At 66.4% G+C, this 18,708-nt stretch carries 14 protein-coding genes; 5 read left to right on the forward strand and 9 right to left on the reverse strand.

Annotation, left to right across the window (positions count from 1 at the left end; all coding sequences use genetic code 11):
* The first annotated feature begins 1 nt into the window (after position 1).
* Positions 2–835, forward strand: coding sequence for a substrate-binding periplasmic protein (locus tag AC25ND_RS15745; protein ID WP_486976425.1), 834 nt, complete (start codon positions 2–4; stop codon positions 833–835).
* A 222-nt stretch (positions 836–1,057) separates the two neighbouring features.
* On the forward strand, positions 1,058–2,953 hold the full coding sequence (gene rhlE2, locus AC25ND_RS15750) for an RNA helicase RhlE2 (RefSeq protein WP_486976426.1): 1,896 nt from the start codon (positions 1,058–1,060) through the stop codon (positions 2,951–2,953).
* 84 nt (positions 2,954–3,037) lie between these two features.
* Here the strand turns inward: rhlE2 and AC25ND_RS15755 are convergent, their stop codons facing one another.
* The 3 genes from AC25ND_RS15755 to AC25ND_RS15765 all read right to left on the reverse strand — a co-directional run bounded on the left by AC25ND_RS15755 (position 3,038) and on the right by AC25ND_RS15765 (position 6,231).
* A complete protein-coding gene (locus AC25ND_RS15755; protein WP_028688341.1) occupies positions 3,038–3,616 on the reverse strand; it encodes a YceI family protein in 579 nt (192 codons plus the stop codon).
* Positions 3,617–3,650: 34 nt separating this feature from the next.
* Positions 3,651–4,202 (reverse strand): cytochrome b, encoded by a 552-nt coding sequence (locus tag AC25ND_RS15760; RefSeq protein ID WP_486976427.1) that lies wholly within the window; start codon positions 4,200–4,202, stop codon positions 3,651–3,653.
* A gap of 193 nt (positions 4,203–4,395) precedes the next feature.
* A complete protein-coding gene (locus AC25ND_RS15765; RefSeq protein ID WP_088851759.1) occupies positions 4,396–6,231 on the reverse strand; it encodes a flavin monoamine oxidase family protein in 1,836 nt (611 codons plus the stop codon).
* A 205-nt stretch (positions 6,232–6,436) separates the two neighbouring features.
* Between AC25ND_RS15765 and AC25ND_RS15770 the strand changes: the two genes are divergently transcribed.
* From AC25ND_RS15770 to AC25ND_RS15780, 3 genes are all read left to right on the forward strand, one after another.
* The gene (locus AC25ND_RS15770; protein WP_143496085.1) at positions 6,437–6,868 is read left to right on the forward strand and encodes a hypothetical protein; all 432 of its coding nucleotides are present in this window, start codon (positions 6,437–6,439) and stop codon (positions 6,866–6,868) included.
* A 73-nt stretch (positions 6,869–6,941) separates the two neighbouring features.
* On the forward strand, positions 6,942–8,348 hold the full coding sequence (locus tag AC25ND_RS15775; protein ID WP_028688345.1) for an adenosylmethionine--8-amino-7-oxononanoate transaminase: 1,407 nt from the start codon (positions 6,942–6,944) through the stop codon (positions 8,346–8,348).
* A gap of 174 nt (positions 8,349–8,522) precedes the next feature.
* Complete coding sequence (locus AC25ND_RS15780) at positions 8,523–9,242, forward strand: 16S rRNA (uracil(1498)-N(3))-methyltransferase (protein ID WP_062360215.1); 720 nt, start codon at positions 8,523–8,525, stop codon at positions 9,240–9,242.
* On the opposite strand, the gene trhA is transcribed toward AC25ND_RS15780, so the two are convergent.
* The 6 genes from trhA to pilH form a co-directional block, all read right to left on the reverse strand.
* On the reverse strand, positions 9,239–9,856 hold the full coding sequence (gene trhA, locus AC25ND_RS15785) for a PAQR family membrane homeostasis protein TrhA (RefSeq protein ID WP_028688347.1): 618 nt from the start codon (positions 9,854–9,856) through the stop codon (positions 9,239–9,241). The two genes, AC25ND_RS15780 and trhA, sit on opposite strands and share 4 nt — an antisense overlap.
* A 70-nt stretch (positions 9,857–9,926) precedes the next feature.
* Entirely contained in the window at positions 9,927–10,400 is a 474-nt protein-coding gene (locus AC25ND_RS15790; protein WP_486976428.1) for a chemotaxis protein CheW, read from the reverse strand.
* Positions 10,393–15,690, reverse strand: coding sequence for a hybrid sensor histidine kinase/response regulator (locus tag AC25ND_RS15795; protein WP_486976429.1), 5,298 nt, complete (start codon positions 15,688–15,690; stop codon positions 10,393–10,395). Before AC25ND_RS15795 ends, AC25ND_RS15790 begins: the two co-directional genes overlap by 8 nt.
* Positions 15,687–17,711 carry a methyl-accepting chemotaxis protein gene (locus AC25ND_RS15800; RefSeq protein ID WP_088851767.1) on the reverse strand — a complete coding sequence of 675 codons (2,025 nt, stop codon included), beginning with the start codon at positions 17,709–17,711 and terminating at the stop codon, positions 15,687–15,689. The genes AC25ND_RS15795 and AC25ND_RS15800 overlap by 4 nt, the downstream gene beginning before the upstream one ends.
* 63 nt (positions 17,712–17,774) lie before the next feature.
* Complete coding sequence (locus AC25ND_RS15805; RefSeq protein ID WP_028688351.1) at positions 17,775–18,329, reverse strand: chemotaxis protein CheW; 555 nt, start codon at positions 18,327–18,329, stop codon at positions 17,775–17,777.
* Positions 18,326–18,691 (reverse strand): twitching motility response regulator PilH, encoded by a 366-nt coding sequence (gene pilH / locus AC25ND_RS15810; protein WP_028688352.1) that lies wholly within the window; start codon positions 18,689–18,691, stop codon positions 18,326–18,328. Before pilH ends, AC25ND_RS15805 begins: the two co-directional genes overlap by 4 nt.
* Positions 18,692–18,708 lie beyond the last annotated feature (17 nt).

Below are 18,708 nucleotides of genomic sequence, written 5' to 3' on the forward strand. Positions count from 1 at the left end.
CATGCCGGGCGTGCTACTGCGGGGGCTCCCCACGTTGACCCCGCCACGCGCCAGGTACAAGGTCATCCATGCTCTCTGCCTGTTATGGCTTGCCTGCCTGACTTCCCTGGCCCACGCCGAACGCCTGCGCATCGTCAGCGACGACTGGGCGCCCTACCTCTACCAGGAAAACGGTCAGCCCAAAGGCATCGACTACGAGGTTACCGAAGAGGTATTCAAGCGCCTGGGCGTCGAGGTGCAATGGCAGTTCCTGCCCTGGCGGCGCTGCCTGGCCATGGTCGAGCAAGGCCAGGCGGACGCGGTAATGGACATTTTCCGCGTCGACTCGCGCCAGGGTTACCTGGTCTACCCGGACGAACCCATGTCAGAGGTCGAGTTCGTCCTTTACCAGGCCCGCTCGCGCCCCCATCCGGTCAAACGCCTAGAAGACCTGGCCGGGCTGACCGTGGGCACCTCGCCGGGCTACGTCTACGACGGCGACTTCGCTGAATCGCCGCTGTTCCGCCGGGAACCGGCGCCGAGCCACCAAGCCAACTTTGGCAAGCTGGCGCTCGGGCGCATAGACCTGCTGGTGACCGACCGCAAGGTGGGTCGCTATGTCAGCCGCCAGCTTGGCCTGGAGCAGACCGTCGAGGCGCTGCCCCTGGTGATCAGCCGCCGCCAGCAGTACCTGGGGCTGGCCCGCAAGCCAGGGCGCGAGCATCTGGCACAGGCGTTCAGCGAAGAACTGCGACGCTTCAAGCAGGAGCCGGTCTATGCGGCGATCAACGCCCGCTACCTGGGCAATCAGGACTTTCCTTTCGCCGTTGAGCAGCAGGAACGCAGCACACCCTGATTGCTCTGTTATACTCGAGCCTTCCCGCCAGGCTCACGCCCGGACGCTCGGCCTCGCAACAGGCATCTCGACCCGCAGCAGCGCACCTTGCGCGCCGCCTGCTGGCATCCAGGATGCGCCGTGAACGCCCAGCTGGACCGGACGCGATCGCATCCTTCCGATGCCCGTCGCGCCAGGCAGTACACCCCATCGGGCCCAGCCCCCACGAGAACAGGATTGCCCATGTCCTTTGCTTCCCTCGGTCTCTCCGAGGCTCTTGTCCGCGCTATCGAGGCAGCGGGCTACACCCAGCCCACTCCGGTGCAACAGCGGGCCATTCCCGCCGTGTTGCAAGGTCGCGACCTGATGGTCGCCGCCCAGACAGGTACTGGTAAAACCGGCGGCTTCGCGCTCCCCATCCTCGAGCGCCTGTTCCCGGGTGGCCACCCCGACAAATCGCAACGCCACGGCCCGCGCCAACCGCGCGTGCTGGTGCTGACCCCGACCCGCGAGCTGGCCGCCCAGGTGCATGACAGCTTCAAGGTCTATGCCCGCGACCTGAACTTCATCAGCGCCTGCATCTTCGGCGGCGTCGGCATGAACCCGCAGGTCCAGGCCATGGCCAAGGGCGTCGACGTCCTGGTCGCCTGCCCGGGCCGCCTGCTCGACCTGGCCGGCCAGGGCAGCGTCGACCTCTCGCGGGTCGAGATCCTGGTGCTGGACGAAGCCGACCGCATGCTCGACATGGGCTTCATCCACGACGTCAAGAAAGTGCTGGCGCGCCTGCCGGCCAAGCGCCAGAACCTGCTGTTCTCGGCGACCTTCTCCAAGGACATCACCGACCTCGCCGACAAGCTGCTGCACAACCCCGAGCGCATCGAGGTCACGCCGCCAAACACCACCGTCGAGCGTATCGAGCAGCGTGTCTACCGCCTGCCGGCCAGCCACAAGCGCGCCCTGCTGGCGCACCTGATCACCCTGGGTGCCTGGGAGCAGGTACTGGTGTTCACCCGTACCAAGCACGGCGCCAACCGCCTGGCCGAGTACCTCGAGAAGCACGGCCTGACTGCCGCGGCGATCCACGGCAACAAGAGCCAGAACGCCCGCACCAAGGCCCTGGCCGACTTCAAGGCCAACACCGTGCGCGTGCTGGTCGCCACCGACATCGCCGCCCGCGGCCTGGACATCGACCAGTTGCCCCACGTGGTCAACTTCGAGCTGCCCAACGTCGAGGAAGACTACGTTCACCGCATCGGCCGTACCGGCCGTGCCGGTCGCTCGGGCGAGGCCATCTCGATGGTCGCCCCAGACGAAGAGAAGCTGCTCAAGAGTATCGAGCGCGTCACCAAGCAGAAGATCCCGGACGGCGACCTGATGGGCTTCGACGCCTCCCAGGTCGAGGCCGAGAAGCCGGAAGTCCGCGAGCGCCAGCAGAACACTGGTCGCGGTGGCCGCAACCAGCAACCTCGCGGCGAAGGCAGCAAGGAAGGCAGTGGCGGACGCAAGGACAAGGGCAAGGACAAAGGCCGCAACAAACCTGCGGGCGAGAAGCAGGCCGACAAGGAAAAGACTGGCGACAAGCAGCAGCAAGGCCAGCAGCAGCGCAAGCCGCGTGACAAGAAGCCACGCCAGCAGCAGGTCGCACAGGGCCAGAAGGCCATCCCCTCGGTCCCCGCCGATCGTGACCCGGAAGAGTTTCTGGACGACGATGTGGATAACTTCGGCAACCGCGCCGACTACGTCAGCCCTTACCAGAACGCCAAGAATCAAGGCCGCAACCGTCGCCCAGGTGGCAATGGCGGACAAGGCCAGGGCCAACGCAGTGGTGGTGGCCAGGCTCAAGGTCAAGGCCGTGGTAATGGCCAACAGCGCCAAGGCCAAGGCTCGGGTGAAAAACGCCCGCGCAACGGTGGTGGCAGCAATGGCGGCGCTCGTCGTGACAACAACGGAGGCCGTAACCGCCGTGACGAATCGGCTCGCCAGGAACCCGCCGTGCGCAATCCGCGCGAGTCTCAGAGCGCGCCGGTGATCATTCGCAAGGAATCCAAGCTCGACCGTTACCCGACGCCCGAGCAACTGGACGACCTGCCGAGCCGCCCACGGGGTGAGCGTCCGGCGCTGCTGACTCGCAAGGGTTAAGAGCGCAATCGCGGGCCTGTCCCATGCGGAACCCAAACAAAAACGCCGCCCAATGGGCGGCGTTTTTGTTTCCAGCGTAGCGAACTACTTCTGCTTCACACCTTCGACACTGATATCCAGGTCCAGGGTCTGGGAGGTCGGGCCTGGGCCTTTGATCCCGAAGTCGTTCAGGTTCAGCGTAGTGGTGGCGTTGAAGCCAGCGCGCTCGCCACCCCATGGGTCCTTGCCTTCACCGTTGAACACAGCCTTGAAGGTGACCGGCTTGGTCACGCCGTGCAAGGTCAGGTCGCCGGTGACGTCAGCGGTCTTCTCACCGGTCGACTTGACGCTGGTGGAGACGAATTTGGCCTGAGGGTACTTCTTCACATCAAGAAAGTCGGCGCTGGCAATGTGCTTGTCACGCTCGGCGTGGTTCGACCACAGGCTGGCGGTCTTCAGGTCGACGCTGATCTTGCTGGCCTCGGGCTTGGCGCTGTCCCAGGTGAAGTTGCCGTCGAAGTCCTTGAAGGTGCCGTGGATGAAGCTGTAGCCCAGGTGGCTGATCTTCCAGTCAACGAACGCGTGCTGGCCTTCCTTGTCGATCTTGTATTCGGCGGCCATGGCCTGGCCGGCGGAGATCAGGGCGGTACCGAGCGCCAGAGCGGCAAAAGTCTTTTTCAACATCCTTACTTCCTTCCTTTGCAATTGAGGTTGAGAGTCAAGCTTTGCGGCCCAGCATGCGAGTCAGGGTCGCGTCACGGTCGATGAAATGGTGCTTGAGTGCCGCCAGGGCATGCAGCACCGCGAAAATCACCAGGCCCCAGGCCAGCCAGAGATGGATTACCCCGGCGGTGTCGGCCTGGTCAGGCAGGTCGCTGATCAGCGCCGGCACCTCGAACAGGCCGAACACCGGAATGCCGACACCATCGGCAGTGGAAATCAGGTAGCCGGCGACCATCACCGCGAACAGGCCCAGGTACAGCGCCAGGTGACCCAGCTTGGCGGCCAGGCGGGTGACCTTGCCATGGTTGGCCGGCGCCGGCGGTGGCGGGCTGATGAAACGCCAGAGCACACGCAGCAGCATGGCAGCCAGCAGTACCAGGCCGATGCTCTTGTGCAGGTCGGGGCCGGTCTTGCGCCATGGGTTGTAGTAGTCGAGGCCGACCATCCACAGGCCCAGGCCGAACAGGCCCAAGACCGCCAGCGCCACGCCCCAGTGCAGGACGATGCTGACCAGGCCATAGCGGGAAGATGAGTTGCGCAGTTGCATGTTGGCGTATTCCCCGTGAAAGCTGCGCACAAGACTAGCGCTTAACGCATCGAATAAAAGCGTAAAAAATTGCTTCGGATTATCTAAAAACCCGATATTTAGTCTGCAAGCTTCCTATTAAGGAAACATTAACGATAGTCGTTTGGATGTGCCGACGCCATCACGGGAGCCCGCGATGGCGTCAATAGCGAGATCAGCCGGCCTTGGCCTGGCCGTTGACCACCGGCTTCTTGGCCGGTTCCGACTTGGCGGTAGCCTTCTTCACCGGCGCCGGCTTGGTACCGGGCTTGTGTGCCTGCTTGGCCGCAGGCTTGGCTGGAGCAGGCTTGGTGGCGGCAGGTTTAACCGCTTCCTCCTTGGCCACAGGTGCCGGGGCGACCGGGGCCGGTGCAGGCGCCGGGGCGATCTCCTCGGCCTTGGCGATCGGCGCGGCCTTCGCCTCTGGCTTGTCAGCACCGCCGAACAGACGCGAGAAGAAGCCTGGATTGTCCTGCTTGGCCTCCTCGACCTTCACAGGCTCCGCCTTGGCCGGAGCCTTGTCGGAGCCGCCACCGAACAGGTTGGAGAAGAACCCGCCCTTATCCTTTGCCGCCACGGCACCCGCTGCTCCAGCGGCGGCTGCGGCGGCAACCGGTGCGGCCTTGGCCGGGTCGAAGGACTTGCCTGCCGCCAGGTCCTGGACCTGGCTCGCAGCGCGCTGGCCGCTGCGCAGGGCACCTTCGAGGGTACCAGGGTAGAGTGCGTCGGTATGCTCGCCGGCAAAGGCGATACGCTGGACCGGACGCTCCCACAGACGCCAGTACTTGCTGATTTGTCCTGGGCCGTAGGCCAGGTAAGCGCCTCCCATGCCGGCATCGGTGCTGTAACGACGTACTTCGTAGCCGGTGAAGGCGCCACGGGCCTGCGGGTAGAAGGCGTGCAGACGGATCAGCACCTGGTCGACCATCTGCTTGTCACCGAAGGCCTGCAGCAGACGAGCGTTGTCGCCGGACAGGTTGATCACCACGTTGGCGCCGCCCTTGAGCGCAGGTTCGATCCACAACATGCCCAGGCCGGTGTTGGAGAAGATCTCGCCGGACATGCGCGCACGGCTTTCCCACACCGGGTTCTTGAACTTGAGCATCAACTGGTCGCGCCAACCGTAGTTGGTGCCCTTCAGCGCGGCCAGGTGCTGGTTGTCCAGTCCCGGGGTCATCTGGATCTTGGCCAGGGCCCGCAGCGGCACGGCCATGACCAGATAATCGGCCTGGTAGCCCACGGCGCCGACCTTCACCGTCACCCCGTCCTTGTCCTGGACGATGGCGGTGACCGGCGAGCTGGTCTTGATGGTCTTGAGCTGCTTGACGAAGGCCTGGGCCAGCACCGGGCTGCCGCCCGGCAGGCGCGCGGCGCGCAGGTCGCGGTCGCTGACGTTGCGGTAGACGCGGCTCTGCTGGGCGAAGTACAGCAGCGACAAGCGCGACGGCTCGTCATAACGGCTACGGATCTGCTGGTTGACCAGCTGACGTGCGGTCGCCGGCAACTGCAGCTTGTCCAGCCAGGTGGAAACGTTCATCTGGTCGAGGGCGAACAGGGTGCTGTTAGCCGCCGGATTCAGCGGGTCCTCGATGGAGCGGGCCAGGTCGTCGAGGGTCTTCTCGTAGCGCTTGAGGGCCTCGGCAGTGGCCGGTTGCTTGGCCACCAGATCGGTTGCGCTGAAGTACTCGCCGTCGATCAGGTAGCCCGGGGTTCGCACGAATTCCGGCGCCGGCAACGTGCCGACCTTGAACCGCTCCAGATACTGGTTGAGCACCGGCTGGGTCTTGCTGTTGCCAATCCACTCGCTGGTGGCCAGCCCCGAACGCCCACCCATGCCAGATTTGGCTTCCAGCAGGGTGACCTGCCAGCCCTTGGCCTGCAATTCATAGGCCGCGGTCAGGCCTGCCAGGCCACCACCGACGACGATCGCCGTCTTGTCCTTGGCCAGCGCGGCACCGCTGGACACCCCGATCAATACCAACGCGCACAGGCGCACCCAAGCAGCAGCCATGATGGCGAACTCCGGTTAGAGAAGCGATAGAAGATACGGGGAGGAACGCCCCGGGAGAGATGCGTTAAGAATACGTCACCTCTGCCCACCCTGCCACCGCAGTGACATCAAGTGCTTTTTGCAACTGGTATTTTTGTCAGTAGCTGACTGTCGCAAGGGTAGGCAGTCTTGGTTAGCACACCCGAACCAGGCCGGAGAAACAACGGTGATCTACACGGAAGACTTTGCCAGGTGGCAGCCTTCAGCGCCGATGCCGGAAATCACCTGGCGCACGCCCTCGGGCCTGAACATCGTCTCCAATGGCATCGCCTACAGCTCGCGCTACAAGACCGACGAAGGACGTAGCGGCACGGAACTGATTGTCCTGGGCCAATCCGATGTCGAGATCATCTTCGGCCAGACGGTCGATTGCCTGCTGCTCGAGGTGGAGATCAGTACCCTAGGCAGCGCCGTCTCAACCGCCTACTGGCTGACCCTGCGCGACCATGACTACACCGAGTTCATGCCCGGTCCCGGCGCGCTCGGAACCTTCTGGCACGATGTGCCCGGCCCCTTGGAGCGCCTGGTCCTCTCCACCCTGCCGCTGTGCACCGTGCACGTGCGCCAACTGGAGTGGCGCCCGGCCTGGCGTCATTGAGCGGTTGTCCTGCCCCCCGGCATTGCTTAGGCTTACGCGGTCAAACCGAGCCGTAACGCCAGGAGAAGTGCCCATGGGCCTCAATGATCAGTGGATGCAACGCGACCTCAAGGTCCTGTGGCACCCCTGCACCCAGATGAAAGACCACGAGCAGCTGCCGCTGATTCCGATCCGCCGTGGCGAGGGCGTGTGGCTCGAGGACTTCGAGGGCAAGCGCTACCTGGACGCGGTCAGCTCCTGGTGGGTCAATGTGTTCGGCCATGCCAACCCGCGCATCAACCAGCGCATCAAGGACCAGGTCGACCAGCTCGAGCACGTGATCCTGGCCGGCTTCAGCCACCAGCCGGCGATTGAGCTGTCCGAGCGGTTGGTAGCCATGACGCCGTCTGGCCTGGAGCGGGTGTTCTACGCCGACAATGGTTCGTCGTGCATCGAAGTGGCGCTGAAGATGAGCTACCACTACTGGCAGAACATCGGCAAACCGCAGAAAAAGCGCTTCGTCACCCTGACCAACAGCTACCACGGCGAGACCATCGCGGCGATGTCGGTGGGCGACGTGCCGCTGTTCACCGAGACCTACAAGGCCCTGCTGCTGGACACCATCAAGGTGCCCAGCCCGGACTGCTACCTGCGCCCCGAAGGCATGGGCTGGGAGGAGCACTCACGGAACATGTTCGCGGCCATGGAGCAGACCTTGGCCGAACATCACGCCAGCATCGCCGCGGTGATCGTCGAGCCGCTGATCCAGGGCGCCGGCGGCATGCGCATGTACCACCCGGTGTACCTCAAGCTGCTGCGCGAGGCCTGCGACCGCTACGACGTGCACCTGATCCACGACGAGATCGCCGTGGGCTTCGGCCGCACCGGCACGATGTTCGCCTGCGAACAGGCCGGCATCCGCCCGGACTTCCTGTGCCTGTCCAAGGCCCTGACCGGCGGCTACCTGCCCCTGGCCGCCTGCCTGACCACCGACAAGGTGTACCAGGCCTTCTATGACGACTACCCGACCCTGCGCGCGTTCCTCCACTCGCACAGCTACACCGGCAACCCGCTGGCCTGCGCCGCGGCCCTGGCGACCCTGGACATCTTCGCGCAAGACAACGTGATCGAGGCCAACAAGGCCCTGTCGGCGCGCATGGCCAGCGCCACCGCGCACCTGGCCGACCACGCCCATGTCGCCGAGATTCGTCAGACCGGCATGGCCCTGGCCATCGAGATGGTCCGGGACAAGGCCGGCAAGACCGCCTACCCCTGGCAGGAGCGTCGCGGCCTGAAGGTCTTCGAGCATGCCCTGACACGTGGCGCGCTGTTGCGCCCGCTGGGCAGCGTGGTGTACTTCCTGCCGCCCTACGTGATCACCCCGGAGCAGATCGACTTCCTGGCCGAAGTGGCCAGCGAAGGGATCGACATCGCCACCCGTGATAGCGTCAGCGTGGCGGTGCCGGCCGACTTCCACCCCGATTTCCGCGATCCGGGCTAGGCCCCAACACCTCCGTCCCCCTGTAGGAGCGGCCTTGCGTCGCGATAGGGCTGCGCAGCAGCCCCAGGCTTTCAGCTTCGCAGCAGAAGTTTCCGGGGCCGCTTTGCGGCCCTATCGCGACGCAAGGCCGCTCCTACAGAGGACGATGCCCCCATTCAGATTCCGAGTAGAACCATGAGACTCTCCCGCTTCTTCATCGACGCCCCGCTTGGCCTTGGCGAACACGAGCTCCCCGAAGCCCAGGCCCACTACATCGGCCGTGTCCTGCGCATGGCCGCTGGCGACGCCGTGCAGCTGTTCGACGGCAGCGGCCAGGAATACCTTGGCCAACTGCTCGAGGTAGGCAAGAAAAGCGTGCGCGTCAGCCTCGACCAAGCCGTCCCCGGCCAGGCCGACTCGCCGCTGCGCATTCACCTCGGCCAGGGCCTGTCCCGCGGCGAGCGCATGGACTGGGCGATTCAAAAGGCCACCGAACTGGGCGTAAACGAAATCACCCCAATCGTCAGCGAACGCTGCGAAGTGCGTCTGAAGGATGAGCGCGCCGACAAGCGCCTGGCCCACTGGCGCCAAGTGGCGATCAGCGCCAGCGAGCAGTGCGGTCGCTCGACCCTGCCGGTCATCAACCCGCCGGTTACCCTGGCCGAATGGCTCAAGGACACCGAGGCCGACCTCAAGCTGGTGCTGCACCCGGTGGCCGAAGCGCTGACCCGTCACGAAAAACCTGCAAAGCTGGCCTTCCTGATCGGCCCGGAAGGCGGCCTGAGCGATGCGGAGGTCGAACAGGCCAAGGTCAGCGGCTACCACGCCGCTCGCCTCGGCCCACGGGTGCTGCGTACCGAGACAGCGCCGGTGGTGGCTTTGTCGGTAGCGCAGCAGTTGTGGGGCGATTTCTAAGACACGTAGAAGAACACCGCGACGAAGTGCATCAGGCTGCCGGCGATAACGAACAGGTGCCAGATGCCATGCCAGTGGCGGAACCGGCTGTCGAAGGCGAAGAAGATGATGCCGACGGTGTAGAACACGCCGCCGGCCGCCAGCCAGGCGAAGCCGGCACCGCCCAGGCTGTGCAGCAGCGGCTTGACCGCCACCAGCACGATCCAGCCCATCAGCGCGTAGATGATGATCGACAGGATCCGTGCCTCCGAACGCGGCTTGATCTCCTGCAGCATGCCGACCAGCGCCAGCCCCCAGACCACCCCGAACAAGCTCCAGCCCCACGGCCCGCGCAAGCTGACCAGGCAAAAGGGCGTGTAGCTTCCGGCAATCAGCAGGTAGATCGACAAGTGGTCGAGCTTGCGCATGATCCGCTTCGCTCGTCCGCGGGTGCTGTGGTAGAGGGTGGAGATGCTGTAGAGCAGCAGCAGGGTAAAGCCGTAGATGGAGAAACTGACGATCTTCCACGGATCGCCCTGCAGGCCGGCCACGACGATCAGCCAGACTGCGCCAATACAGGCCAGCACCGCACCGACCAGGTGGGTCCAGGCGTTGAAACGTTCACCGTAGTACATGCAAGCACAGACCTCGCTACGCCGTTCGGGTTCCTGAAACCCCTATCACGGGGCAAGCCCAGACACCATCCTAGCCAGCGGCAGGTTGCAGTTGCCCGTCACGCACCAATCTTTCCAGCCCCGCCAGGTCCGGCACCCGCGCCACCTGCTCGCCCACCTGCACCGCCGCCAACTCCAACCCGGCCAACGGCACGTCGACATAGTTCAGCTGGCTGTCGAGCTTGCACGAGCGCGGGATACCCTGCAGCAGCAACGCCAGGTAGCGCAGCCCGGTATCTCCCAGGGCGTTGAGCACCATCACCCGCGCCCGCTCGCCGCAAGGGGTCTGCCCGCCGCAAGCCGCCTCGAAGCCGATCAGCGGCAGCCGTTGCTGGCGCCAGTCGACCCAGCCCAGGTGCCAGGCCGGCTCCCCTGGCTCACAAGCAATGACACGGTGTCCGATCAGCTCAGCCACCGCCACGTTTGGCAACACCAAGGTGCGGTCGCCCAGCGGCAGCAGCAACCCGGTCAGGCTGCTGCGCTGGCCGGCAATATGTTCAAGCATGGGGTTGGCTCCAGTGGGCGATGCTCTGCAGCAGCACCGATTCCTGGTACGGCTTGCCGAGGTATTCATTGACGCCAATGGCCATGGCCCGATCGCGGTGCTTCTGGCCGGTACGCGAGGTGATCATGATGATCGGCAGCTGGCTCAGGCGCTCATCGCGACGGATCCGCGTGGCCACTTCGAAGCCGTCCATGCGCGGCATCTCGATATCCAGCAACAGCACATCCGGACGGTGCTCCTCGAGCAGCGCCATGGCATCGACGCCGTCCTTGGCCGTCAGCACGCTCATGCCGTGACGCTCGAGCAGGCGGCTGGTGACCTTGCGCACGGTCACCGAGTCGTCCACCACCATCACCAGCAATGGCCGCCGGGGCACCGGGCCAGTGAGCGCATGCGCCGCCTCGGCCACGCCCGGCAGGCGCGCCAGACGCCGTTGCTGTCCGCGCAACTGGCCGAGCAGGTCGAGAATCAGCACCACCCGCCCGTCCCCCAGCAGGGTGGCGCCGGACAGCCCCGGCACTGCGGCGAACTGCGGGCCGAGGCTCTTGACCACGATCTCGCGGCTGGGCGACAGGCTGTCGACCTGGATGGCGAACGACTGCTCATGGGAGTGGGTCAGCAGTACCGGCAGCGGCACGCTCTGGCCCAGCAGGCCAGGCTGGCCGCCGCCCTGCAGCAGGTCACCGAGGTAGCGCAGCGCGTAGTCGTGGCCCGCGTAGCTGTAGCGCGGCGGGTCGAGCCGGTAACAGGCCTCCAGCTCCGCCGGTGGCACGCGCACGATGCCCTCGATGGTGTTCAGCGGAATGGCATACTGTTCCTCGTCAACGTGCACCATCAGCGCTCGGTTCACCGACACCGTGAACGGCAGGCGAATCAGGAAACGCGCGCCCTTGCCGGGACTGGACTCGATGCTCATCGAACCGCCCAGTTGCTTGACCTCCTCATGGACCACATCCATGCCCAGGCCGCGGCCAGAGATCTGGGTGATCTTCTCGGCCGTGGAGAACCCGGGACGCAGGATGAACTGCAGGATCTCGTGGTCGCTCAGGCGCGCCTGCGGATCAAGCAGGCCACGCTTGATGGCCTTGTTGCGTACCGCCTCCAGCGGCACCCCGGCGCCGTCGTCGCTCATCTCGATGACGATGTCGGCGCCTTCGTGCAGCAGGTTCAGGTGAATGGTGCCCTGCTCCGGCTTGCCGGCGGCCAGGCGTGCCTCGCGGGCCTCCAGGCCATGGTCGACGGCGTTGCGCAGCATGTGCTCCAAGGGCGCCACCATGCGCTCGAGCACGCTGCGGTCAAGCTCGCCCTCGGCGTTGCCGACCACCAGCTCGACCTGCTTGCCCAGCTCGCTGGCCACCTGCCGTACCACCCGCTGCAAACGCGGTACCAGCCGCTCGAAAGGCACCATCAGGGTAGCGGTCAGGCCCTCCTGCAGCTGGCTGTTGACCCGCGCCTGCTGCTGCAGGAGGCTGTAGGCTTCCTGGGCCCTCTGCAGCAGGGTCTCCTTGAGGTCGAGCAGGTCCGAGGTGGATTCGAACAGCGCCCGCGACAATTGCTGCAGCTGGGAATGGCGGTCCATCTCCAGGGGGTCGAAATCGTCATAGGTGTCACCCTCGAACTGGTGACGGCTGGAAATCCGTCCCTGGGTCTCGATGTCCAGGCGCAGCAGCTGGTCGCGCATGCGCTCCAGCGTGGTTTCCATCTCGTTGAGGGCGAACTGCGCATCGTTGACCTGCTGCTCGATACGCCCACGAATGACCGAGTGCTCACCGGCCAGGTTGCCCAGGTCGTCGAGCAGTTCGGCATCGACCTTGACCATATCGCCCGCCCGCTCGGGGGCTACGGCCGGGATTTCGGCGGGGGCCGGCTCGACCTGGGCCTGGCCGGCCACGCTGTCGGTCAGGGCGGCGCTGGAGAAGTTGCGGATGTAGTCGATCAGCGCCGTGGCCGCATGCAGCGGCTCGCCCAGGCGCGCCGCGTCGAGCATGTGCGCCAGGCGGTCATGGCAATTCTGCAGCAGGCTGAACAGGGCCGGCGTCGACGGCAGGCGCCCGGCGGCGAGCAGTTCGTAGAGGAATTCCAACTCATGGGCGAGGTCGCCGATGGCGGCGATCTCGACCATGCGCGCGCCGCCCTTGAGCGTGTGCAGGTCGCGCAGCAGGTTCTCCACCTCGACCGTGTTGCGCGGGTCGACCTGCCAGCGCGCCAGGGACTCGGCCGCGCTCTCGAGGATATCGGAGCTCTCTTCGAGGAAAACCTCCAGCAGCTCCTTGTCGCCCTCGGTTTCTTCGTTGTCCTCCTGCGGCTCGGAGGCGACGGGAGGCGGGGCGCTGTGGCGGAACTCGCGCAACTCGCCCAGCAACTCCACCGCCGACAGCGGTGGCTGGCCCTCGCGCAGGCTGCGCAACATTTCGGCCAGGGCGTCATGGCTGCGCCGGAGCAGCTCGAACAGCGCCGGGCCGGCACCTAGCCGACGGTCCACCAGGCCTTCATAGAGCAGCGCCAGTTCCTGGGCCAGCACCTCGACGGCGCCGATCGCCGCCATCTGCGCCCCGCCCTTGAGGGTGAGCACATCGTGCTGCAGCGCCGACAGCGGCGACAGGCTGTCCGGATCGGACTTCCATTGCCGCAAGGCCTGGTCGGCACCGTCGAGGATATCCCCGGCTTCTTCGAGGAACAGCTCGACCACCGCGGGGTCCGGCAACTCGCCTGGCGCTGTCAGCGCTGTCACGCCGTTCGCCCCGACCAGCCCCAGGGCGGCAGGATCGAGGGCATCGTCGAGCAGGCCATGCAGGGCTGCCAGGCATTCAGGCCGTGGGTTCGGGTCCTGGCCGGCGGCAATCTCGTCGAACAGGTCGAGCAGCGCTTCGTGGGCTTGCCGGGCGACAGCGAAGAAGCGTGGCGTGACCGCCAGGCTGCCCTCCTCAACCGCGCCATACAGGTCCAGCAGCCCTTCGCAGACCTCATCGACCTGCCACAGCTCGGCCTGGTGCGCGCCATGACCGAGGGTGGTCATTTCCTCGAGCAGCAGGTGCAGCTCGTGGTGCTGCGCAGGATCGCCCTGCCAGTTGGCAAGCCGCGCCTCGGCATCGAGCAGGATGTCCATGCCCATGGTCAGGAAGGTGGCCGTCAGTTGCGGGTCGCGTCGGGCCCGCCGCGGCGGGTGCGGTTCGGCCTGGAGCTGGGCCAGCCGGGCGTCTACCGTCTGCCCGACCTGCTCGATAAGCCCGGCGGCCCCGGGGATGGGCGCCAACGGCGTGCTGCCCAGCTGGGCCAGGCCCAGGTGGAACAGCGCACGCGCCGCCTCCAGCAGTTCGATCTCGGCCACGCGCAGGGGTAGCTGGTGCCCCTTGTATTCGCGCACCAGGCGGTCGAGGGCGGTGGCCAGCTCCGCCACCGGCATCACGCCGGCCATGGCGGCGCTGCCCTTGAGGGTGTGCAGGGCGCGTTGCAGGCTGTCACTGACCGCGCTGCCCCGCCCATCGACCGCCTGCAGGAAGCCATCAAGGCCGGCCAGGTGGCCCTGGGCTTCGTTGCGGAAAATTTCCAGCAACTGCGGGTCGAGACCATCGATGCTGGCGCTGGCCGGCGTGTCGTTGAGCGCCAGCGCGTGCAGGTGCCCGGCCAGCTGTTCGATCTCGGCCGTGGGCGGCAGTTGGCTGGCGGCGAAGTCGGCCAGCAGGTCGGGCAGGCGCACGAACACCTGCTGCAGGGCCACCAGGCCTTCGGCGCTGAGCACGATGCGCCCTTCCAGCACCCGATTGAGCAGGTGCTCGGCGCCCCAGGCCAGCTCGGCCACGGCTTCGGCATGGACCATCCGCCCGCTGCCCTTGAGAGTGTGCAGTGCCCGGCGCACCTCGATCAACGCCTCGCGCAGACCATTGTCGGCGCGCCAGCGCAGCCATTGGCGCTCGATCTCCGGCAGCAGCTCGCCAGCCTCTTCGAGGAACACCTCGCGCAATTCATCGTCGATACCGTCCAGCGCCTGCTCGCCGCCGGCGGCTGCCGTGTCGCGCGCACACTGCACGCCCAGCGCGGCCAGGCTGGCGTGGGCCATGGCGATGAAGCGCTGGGCGTCGGCCAGCGGATCGGCCACCCGCCATTGCAACCAGGCTTCGCCGGCACTCAGGGCATCTGCCAGATGCGCCAGTTCGTCCGCTTGCGGCTCATCCTCCAGGTGCACCAGCCAGCCCTGCACATAGCCCGCGCAACCGGCAAATACCTCGGCGGCCGCCGGCAACATCAGCATCGCCAGCGCCCCGCGCACCTGCTGCAACAAGCCGGGCAGGGCCTGCAGGCGCTGGCGCGACCAGTCGGACTCCAGGCAATCGCCGATCAGGTCCTTGGCCTGCTGCAGCACGTTGAGCGACTCGTTGAGCACCAGCTGGCGGATTTCGGCCAGGTCCGAGCCGGGCAAACTGCCGGGGTTGGTTTCCTCCAACGGGCCGACCATGCCGTTGAGGGTGGCCTCGACATACAGCAGTGCCCCGGCGACATCCATCAGCAGCGCTTCATCCACGGCGCTGTCCTTTTCAACCAGTGCCTGCAGCGCCAGCACCTGGTCGATGATCACCCGCCGCGGCTGCTGGAAGCCCAGCACCGCCAGGGTATCGGCCACATGCCGCAAGGGCGGCAGCAGCGACTCCAGTGGCTCGCTGGGCGAGCGCTCGCCGCCGACGAAGGGGTCAAGGCGGTCCTTGATGCGCATCAGGTCGTCGCACAAGGCCATCACCACCGAGCGCAGCGCATCGCGCCCCGGGCCGGCCTGCATGTGCTCACGCCAGCTGCCCAGGGACAGGTCGAGGTTGGCCAGGTCCGCCGCCCCGGCCAGCCGTTGCCCCAGGTCGCCCAGCAGGCTGCCCTGGGCCAAGGGCTCGGCACCACGGCAGACCCGCAACTGGTTGAGCAGCGGCATGACCACCAGCGGCAGGTCGTGGCGCGCGCCGCGCAGGCGGTCCAGGTACGGCGGCAATTGCTCGAGCCCGCGGAACAGCGCCCCCAGGCAATCGCCGCGTGGGCTCACTTGACCGTCGGCCATGGCCCGCCCGAGCAGCTCCAGTTCCTCGGCCAGGCGCATCGCGCCCGGCAGCGCGAGCATGTGCAGGCAGCCGTGGACCTGGTGCAGGTTGTCAACGAAGAACGCCAGCATCGACAGGTCGCCCGGTTCCGCCGAGAAGCGCTCCAGGGCCTGGCGCGCCTGGCCCAGGCAATCGAGGATCGGCGCCTTGGTCCAGGCCAGGGCCACCGTGTCGTGGCGCTCGCCGGACGGGTTCAGGTGCGCCTCGCTCACGAGCGCTCCACCGGCTTGGGCAGGGTGAAGCCGGACACCGAGCGGCGCATCTCGCTGGCCATGCGCGCCAGGTGGCGGATACTGTCAGCGGTGGCGCCGGAGCCGGCGGAGGTCTGCGCGGTGATCTGCTGGATCACCGCCATGGTGTGGGAAATCTGCCCCGCCGAGGAGGTCTGCAACTGGGCGGCGTCGGAGATGCTGTGGATAAGGTCGGCCATGGTCTGCGACACACCCTCGATTTCCGCCAGGGCCACCCCGGCATCCTGGGCCAGGCGCGCACCACGCACCACTTCGGCGGTGGTCTGCTCCATGGAGATCACCGCCTCGTTGGTATCGGCCTGAATGGTGCGCACCAATGCCTCGATCTGCCGCGTCGCCGAAGAGGAGCGCTCGGCCAGGCGTTGCACTTCATCGGCCACCACGGCAAAGCCGCGACCAGCCTCGCCAGCCAGCGAGGCCTGGATCGCCGCGTTGAGGGCGAGGATGTTGGTCTGGTCGGCAATGTCGTCGATCAGGCTTACGATGTCGCCGATCTCTTGGGAGGACTCGCCCAGACGCTTGATCCGCTTGGCGGTGTCCTGGATCTGCTCGCGGATGTTGTCCATGCCGTGGATGGTGTTGTGCACCACCTCGTTGCCCTTGTTGGCGATTGCCACCGAGCGCTCGGCCACCTTGGCCGACTCGTAGGCGTGGGCCGAGACGCGGTCGATTGACTCGACCATGTCGCCCACCGCCTCGGAGGCCTCGCTGATCTGCTCGGCCTGGTGCTCGGAGGCCTTGGCCAGCTGGCGGGCGGTGTTCTGGGTGTCCTGCACGGCGGCGGCGACCTGCTCGGCGCTGTGGTTGATGGTGGCCACCAGGTCGCGCAGCTGGTCGACCGAGTAGTTGATCGAGTCGGCGATGGCGCCGGTGAAGTCCTCGGTGACCGATACGGTGACGGTCAGGTCGCCGTCGGCCAGCTCCTCGATCTCGTCGAGCAGGCGCATGATCGCCTGCTGGTTGCGTTCGTTCTTCTCGGCGGTCTCGCGCAGCTGGCGGTGGGTGGCGCGCACCATCACCAGGCCGATAAGGATGATCGAAGCCAGCGCCAGCAGGCCGAGCACGTAGCCGCCGACGGTGTCCAGGGTGCGCCCGCCGGCCAGGTTCTCGAAACCGTTGGCCAGGTGCGAGGCCTCGTCGAGCAGGGTCTGCGACAGGCTGAAGATGTTTCCGGCGGCCTCACGTACCCGGAACAGCTCGGGTGATGTCTCGAGGATCTCATCCACCGAGCCCGAAACGAATTGGAACAACTCGGCGATCTCGGCCAGCCGCGCCCGGGCGTCGGCGTCCTCGACCCGGGTGACCTGGATCGCCGGGTTGCCGGCGAGCATGCCTTCGAGCACCTGACCGAAGCGGCTGGCGTCGCGGCCGAAGGCATCGGCGGCCTGCACCGAGGTTTCGTCGCCGGCCAGCACAGTATTGACCGAGCCGAGAATGCGTTCGGCCAGCAGCAACTGGCGTTGGGCCACCGCCACCTGGTTGGCAGGCGCGCCGCTCTGCAGCAGGATCTCCACCACCTTCTCGTACTCGACCTGCAACTGCGGCACGGTCTCGGCCAGGGTGGCCGCGACCTGGTGCAGCGACAGCACGGTCTGTTCGCTGGCGAGGATGGTGTCGGTGTTCTTGCGCAGGTTCTCCCAGTCCTGGCGCACCGCGTCCATCTCGTCGCGCACCGTCACCGGCGCGGCTGGCAGGCCGGTGGTCTTGTCGCCCTCGCGCAGGTAGCCCCAGCGCCGCTCGAAGTCGTTGCGCGCGTCGCTGAGCAGCTTGAACGCCAGCGCCTTGCCCGCCGCCGCCTCGGTGGCGTTCTTGGCAATGCGCTGGGACAGCACGCGCAGCTCGCCGGCATGGCCAATGTACTGCTTGTCGTGGTTGGCCTGGGTGTTGAGGTAAGCGAAGTTGGCGAACAGCAGGACGATCGACAGGATCAGCACCACGAACAGCACGGTAATCTGCGCGGTGCTGCGCGGGCGCTGGGCCAGGGCGGCTGGCGAGACGCCTGCGGTGGCTACGGAAGGTCCTGGCTTGTTCACGTCGAAAATCCTCTACAACGCCACATCGAGAAAACCCGGGGCCTGTGCCAGGGCGAACGGGCTGAAGATCGCCCAATTGCGTTCACGGGGGAAATGGCCCTGCACGAAGGGCGTGGCCGCGCGAATCAGCGGTTGCGGCGGCGACAGCTCGAGGCTGCTCAGGGCGAAGTGCTGCAGGCCGACCACCTCGTCCACCAACAGCCCGGCGAACAGCTCCTCATGGTCCAGCACCAGTACCCGCCGTTGCTTGCCCGCCGCCGCCGGGCCGAGACCGAAGAACGCGCACAGGTCCATCACCGGCAACAGCCGGCCGCGCAGGTTGGCCACCCCGCGGACCCACGGCTGCACCCCCGGCACCCGGCTGCTGCGGGGCTCGCGCAGCACCTCGGCAACCTCGCCCATGGGCGCGACGAACCACTGCCCGGCAATGCGAAAGCCGATGCCGCTCCACTGCTGCAGGCGGGTGTCCTGCGGTGGCTGGTCGGCCACCAGCAGGCGGCAGCGCCGGTCGATGTCCAGCAACAGCTCGAAGGCGGTCAGCGACGCGCCCTGGGGCCGGGTGGTCAAGCGCCGAGCACTTCTTTCAACTTGGCGATCAGCGCCTCCTCCTCCACCGGCTTGGTCAGGAAATCGCGGGCGCCCTGACGCTGGGCCCAGATTCGGTCGGTTTCCTGGTCCTTGGTGGTCACCACGATCACCGGAATGGCGCTGGTTTCCGGGTCCTTGCTCAGTTGCCGGGTGGCCTGGAAGCCGTTCATGCCAGGCATGACGATGTCCATCAGCACGGCATCGGGTTTCTCCTGGCGGGCCAGGGCCACGCCGTCGGCGCCATTGTCGGCCTTGAGCACCCCATAGCCGCTTTTCTCCAGCCATTCGGTCAATCTGTACATCTCTGTCGGCGAATCGTCGACAATCAGAATTCGGGCCATGCTGTTTCCCCATCAGG

The organism is Pseudomonas sp. P110(2024), assembly GCF_057480795.1.

Excerpts from the sequence above, each read along its gene's own strand:
- AC25ND_RS15745 (WP_486976425.1), top strand. The coding sequence starts at position 2 with ATGCCGGGCGTGCTACTGCGGGGGCTCCCCACGTTGACCCCGCCACGC.
- rhlE2 (WP_486976426.1), top strand. The coding sequence starts at position 1,058 with ATGTCCTTTGCTTCCCTCGGTCTCTCCGAGGCTCTTGTCCGCGCTATC.
- AC25ND_RS15755 (WP_028688341.1), bottom strand. The coding sequence starts at position 3,616 with ATGTTGAAAAAGACTTTTGCCGCTCTGGCGCTCGGTACCGCCCTGATC.
- AC25ND_RS15760 (WP_486976427.1), bottom strand. The coding sequence starts at position 4,202 with ATGCAACTGCGCAACTCATCTTCCCGCTATGGCCTGGTCAGCATCGTC.
- AC25ND_RS15765 (WP_088851759.1), bottom strand. The coding sequence starts at position 6,231 with ATGGCTGCTGCTTGGGTGCGCCTGTGCGCGTTGGTATTGATCGGGGTG.
- AC25ND_RS15775 (WP_028688345.1), top strand. The coding sequence starts at position 6,942 with ATGGGCCTCAATGATCAGTGGATGCAACGCGACCTCAAGGTCCTGTGG.
- AC25ND_RS15780 (WP_062360215.1), top strand. The coding sequence starts at position 8,523 with ATGAGACTCTCCCGCTTCTTCATCGACGCCCCGCTTGGCCTTGGCGAA.
- trhA (WP_028688347.1), bottom strand. The coding sequence starts at position 9,856 with ATGTACTACGGTGAACGTTTCAACGCCTGGACCCACCTGGTCGGTGCG.
- AC25ND_RS15790 (WP_486976428.1), bottom strand. The coding sequence starts at position 10,400 with ATGCTTGAACATATTGCCGGCCAGCGCAGCAGCCTGACCGGGTTGCTG.
- pilH (WP_028688352.1), bottom strand. The coding sequence starts at position 18,691 with ATGGCCCGAATTCTGATTGTCGACGATTCGCCGACAGAGATGTACAGA.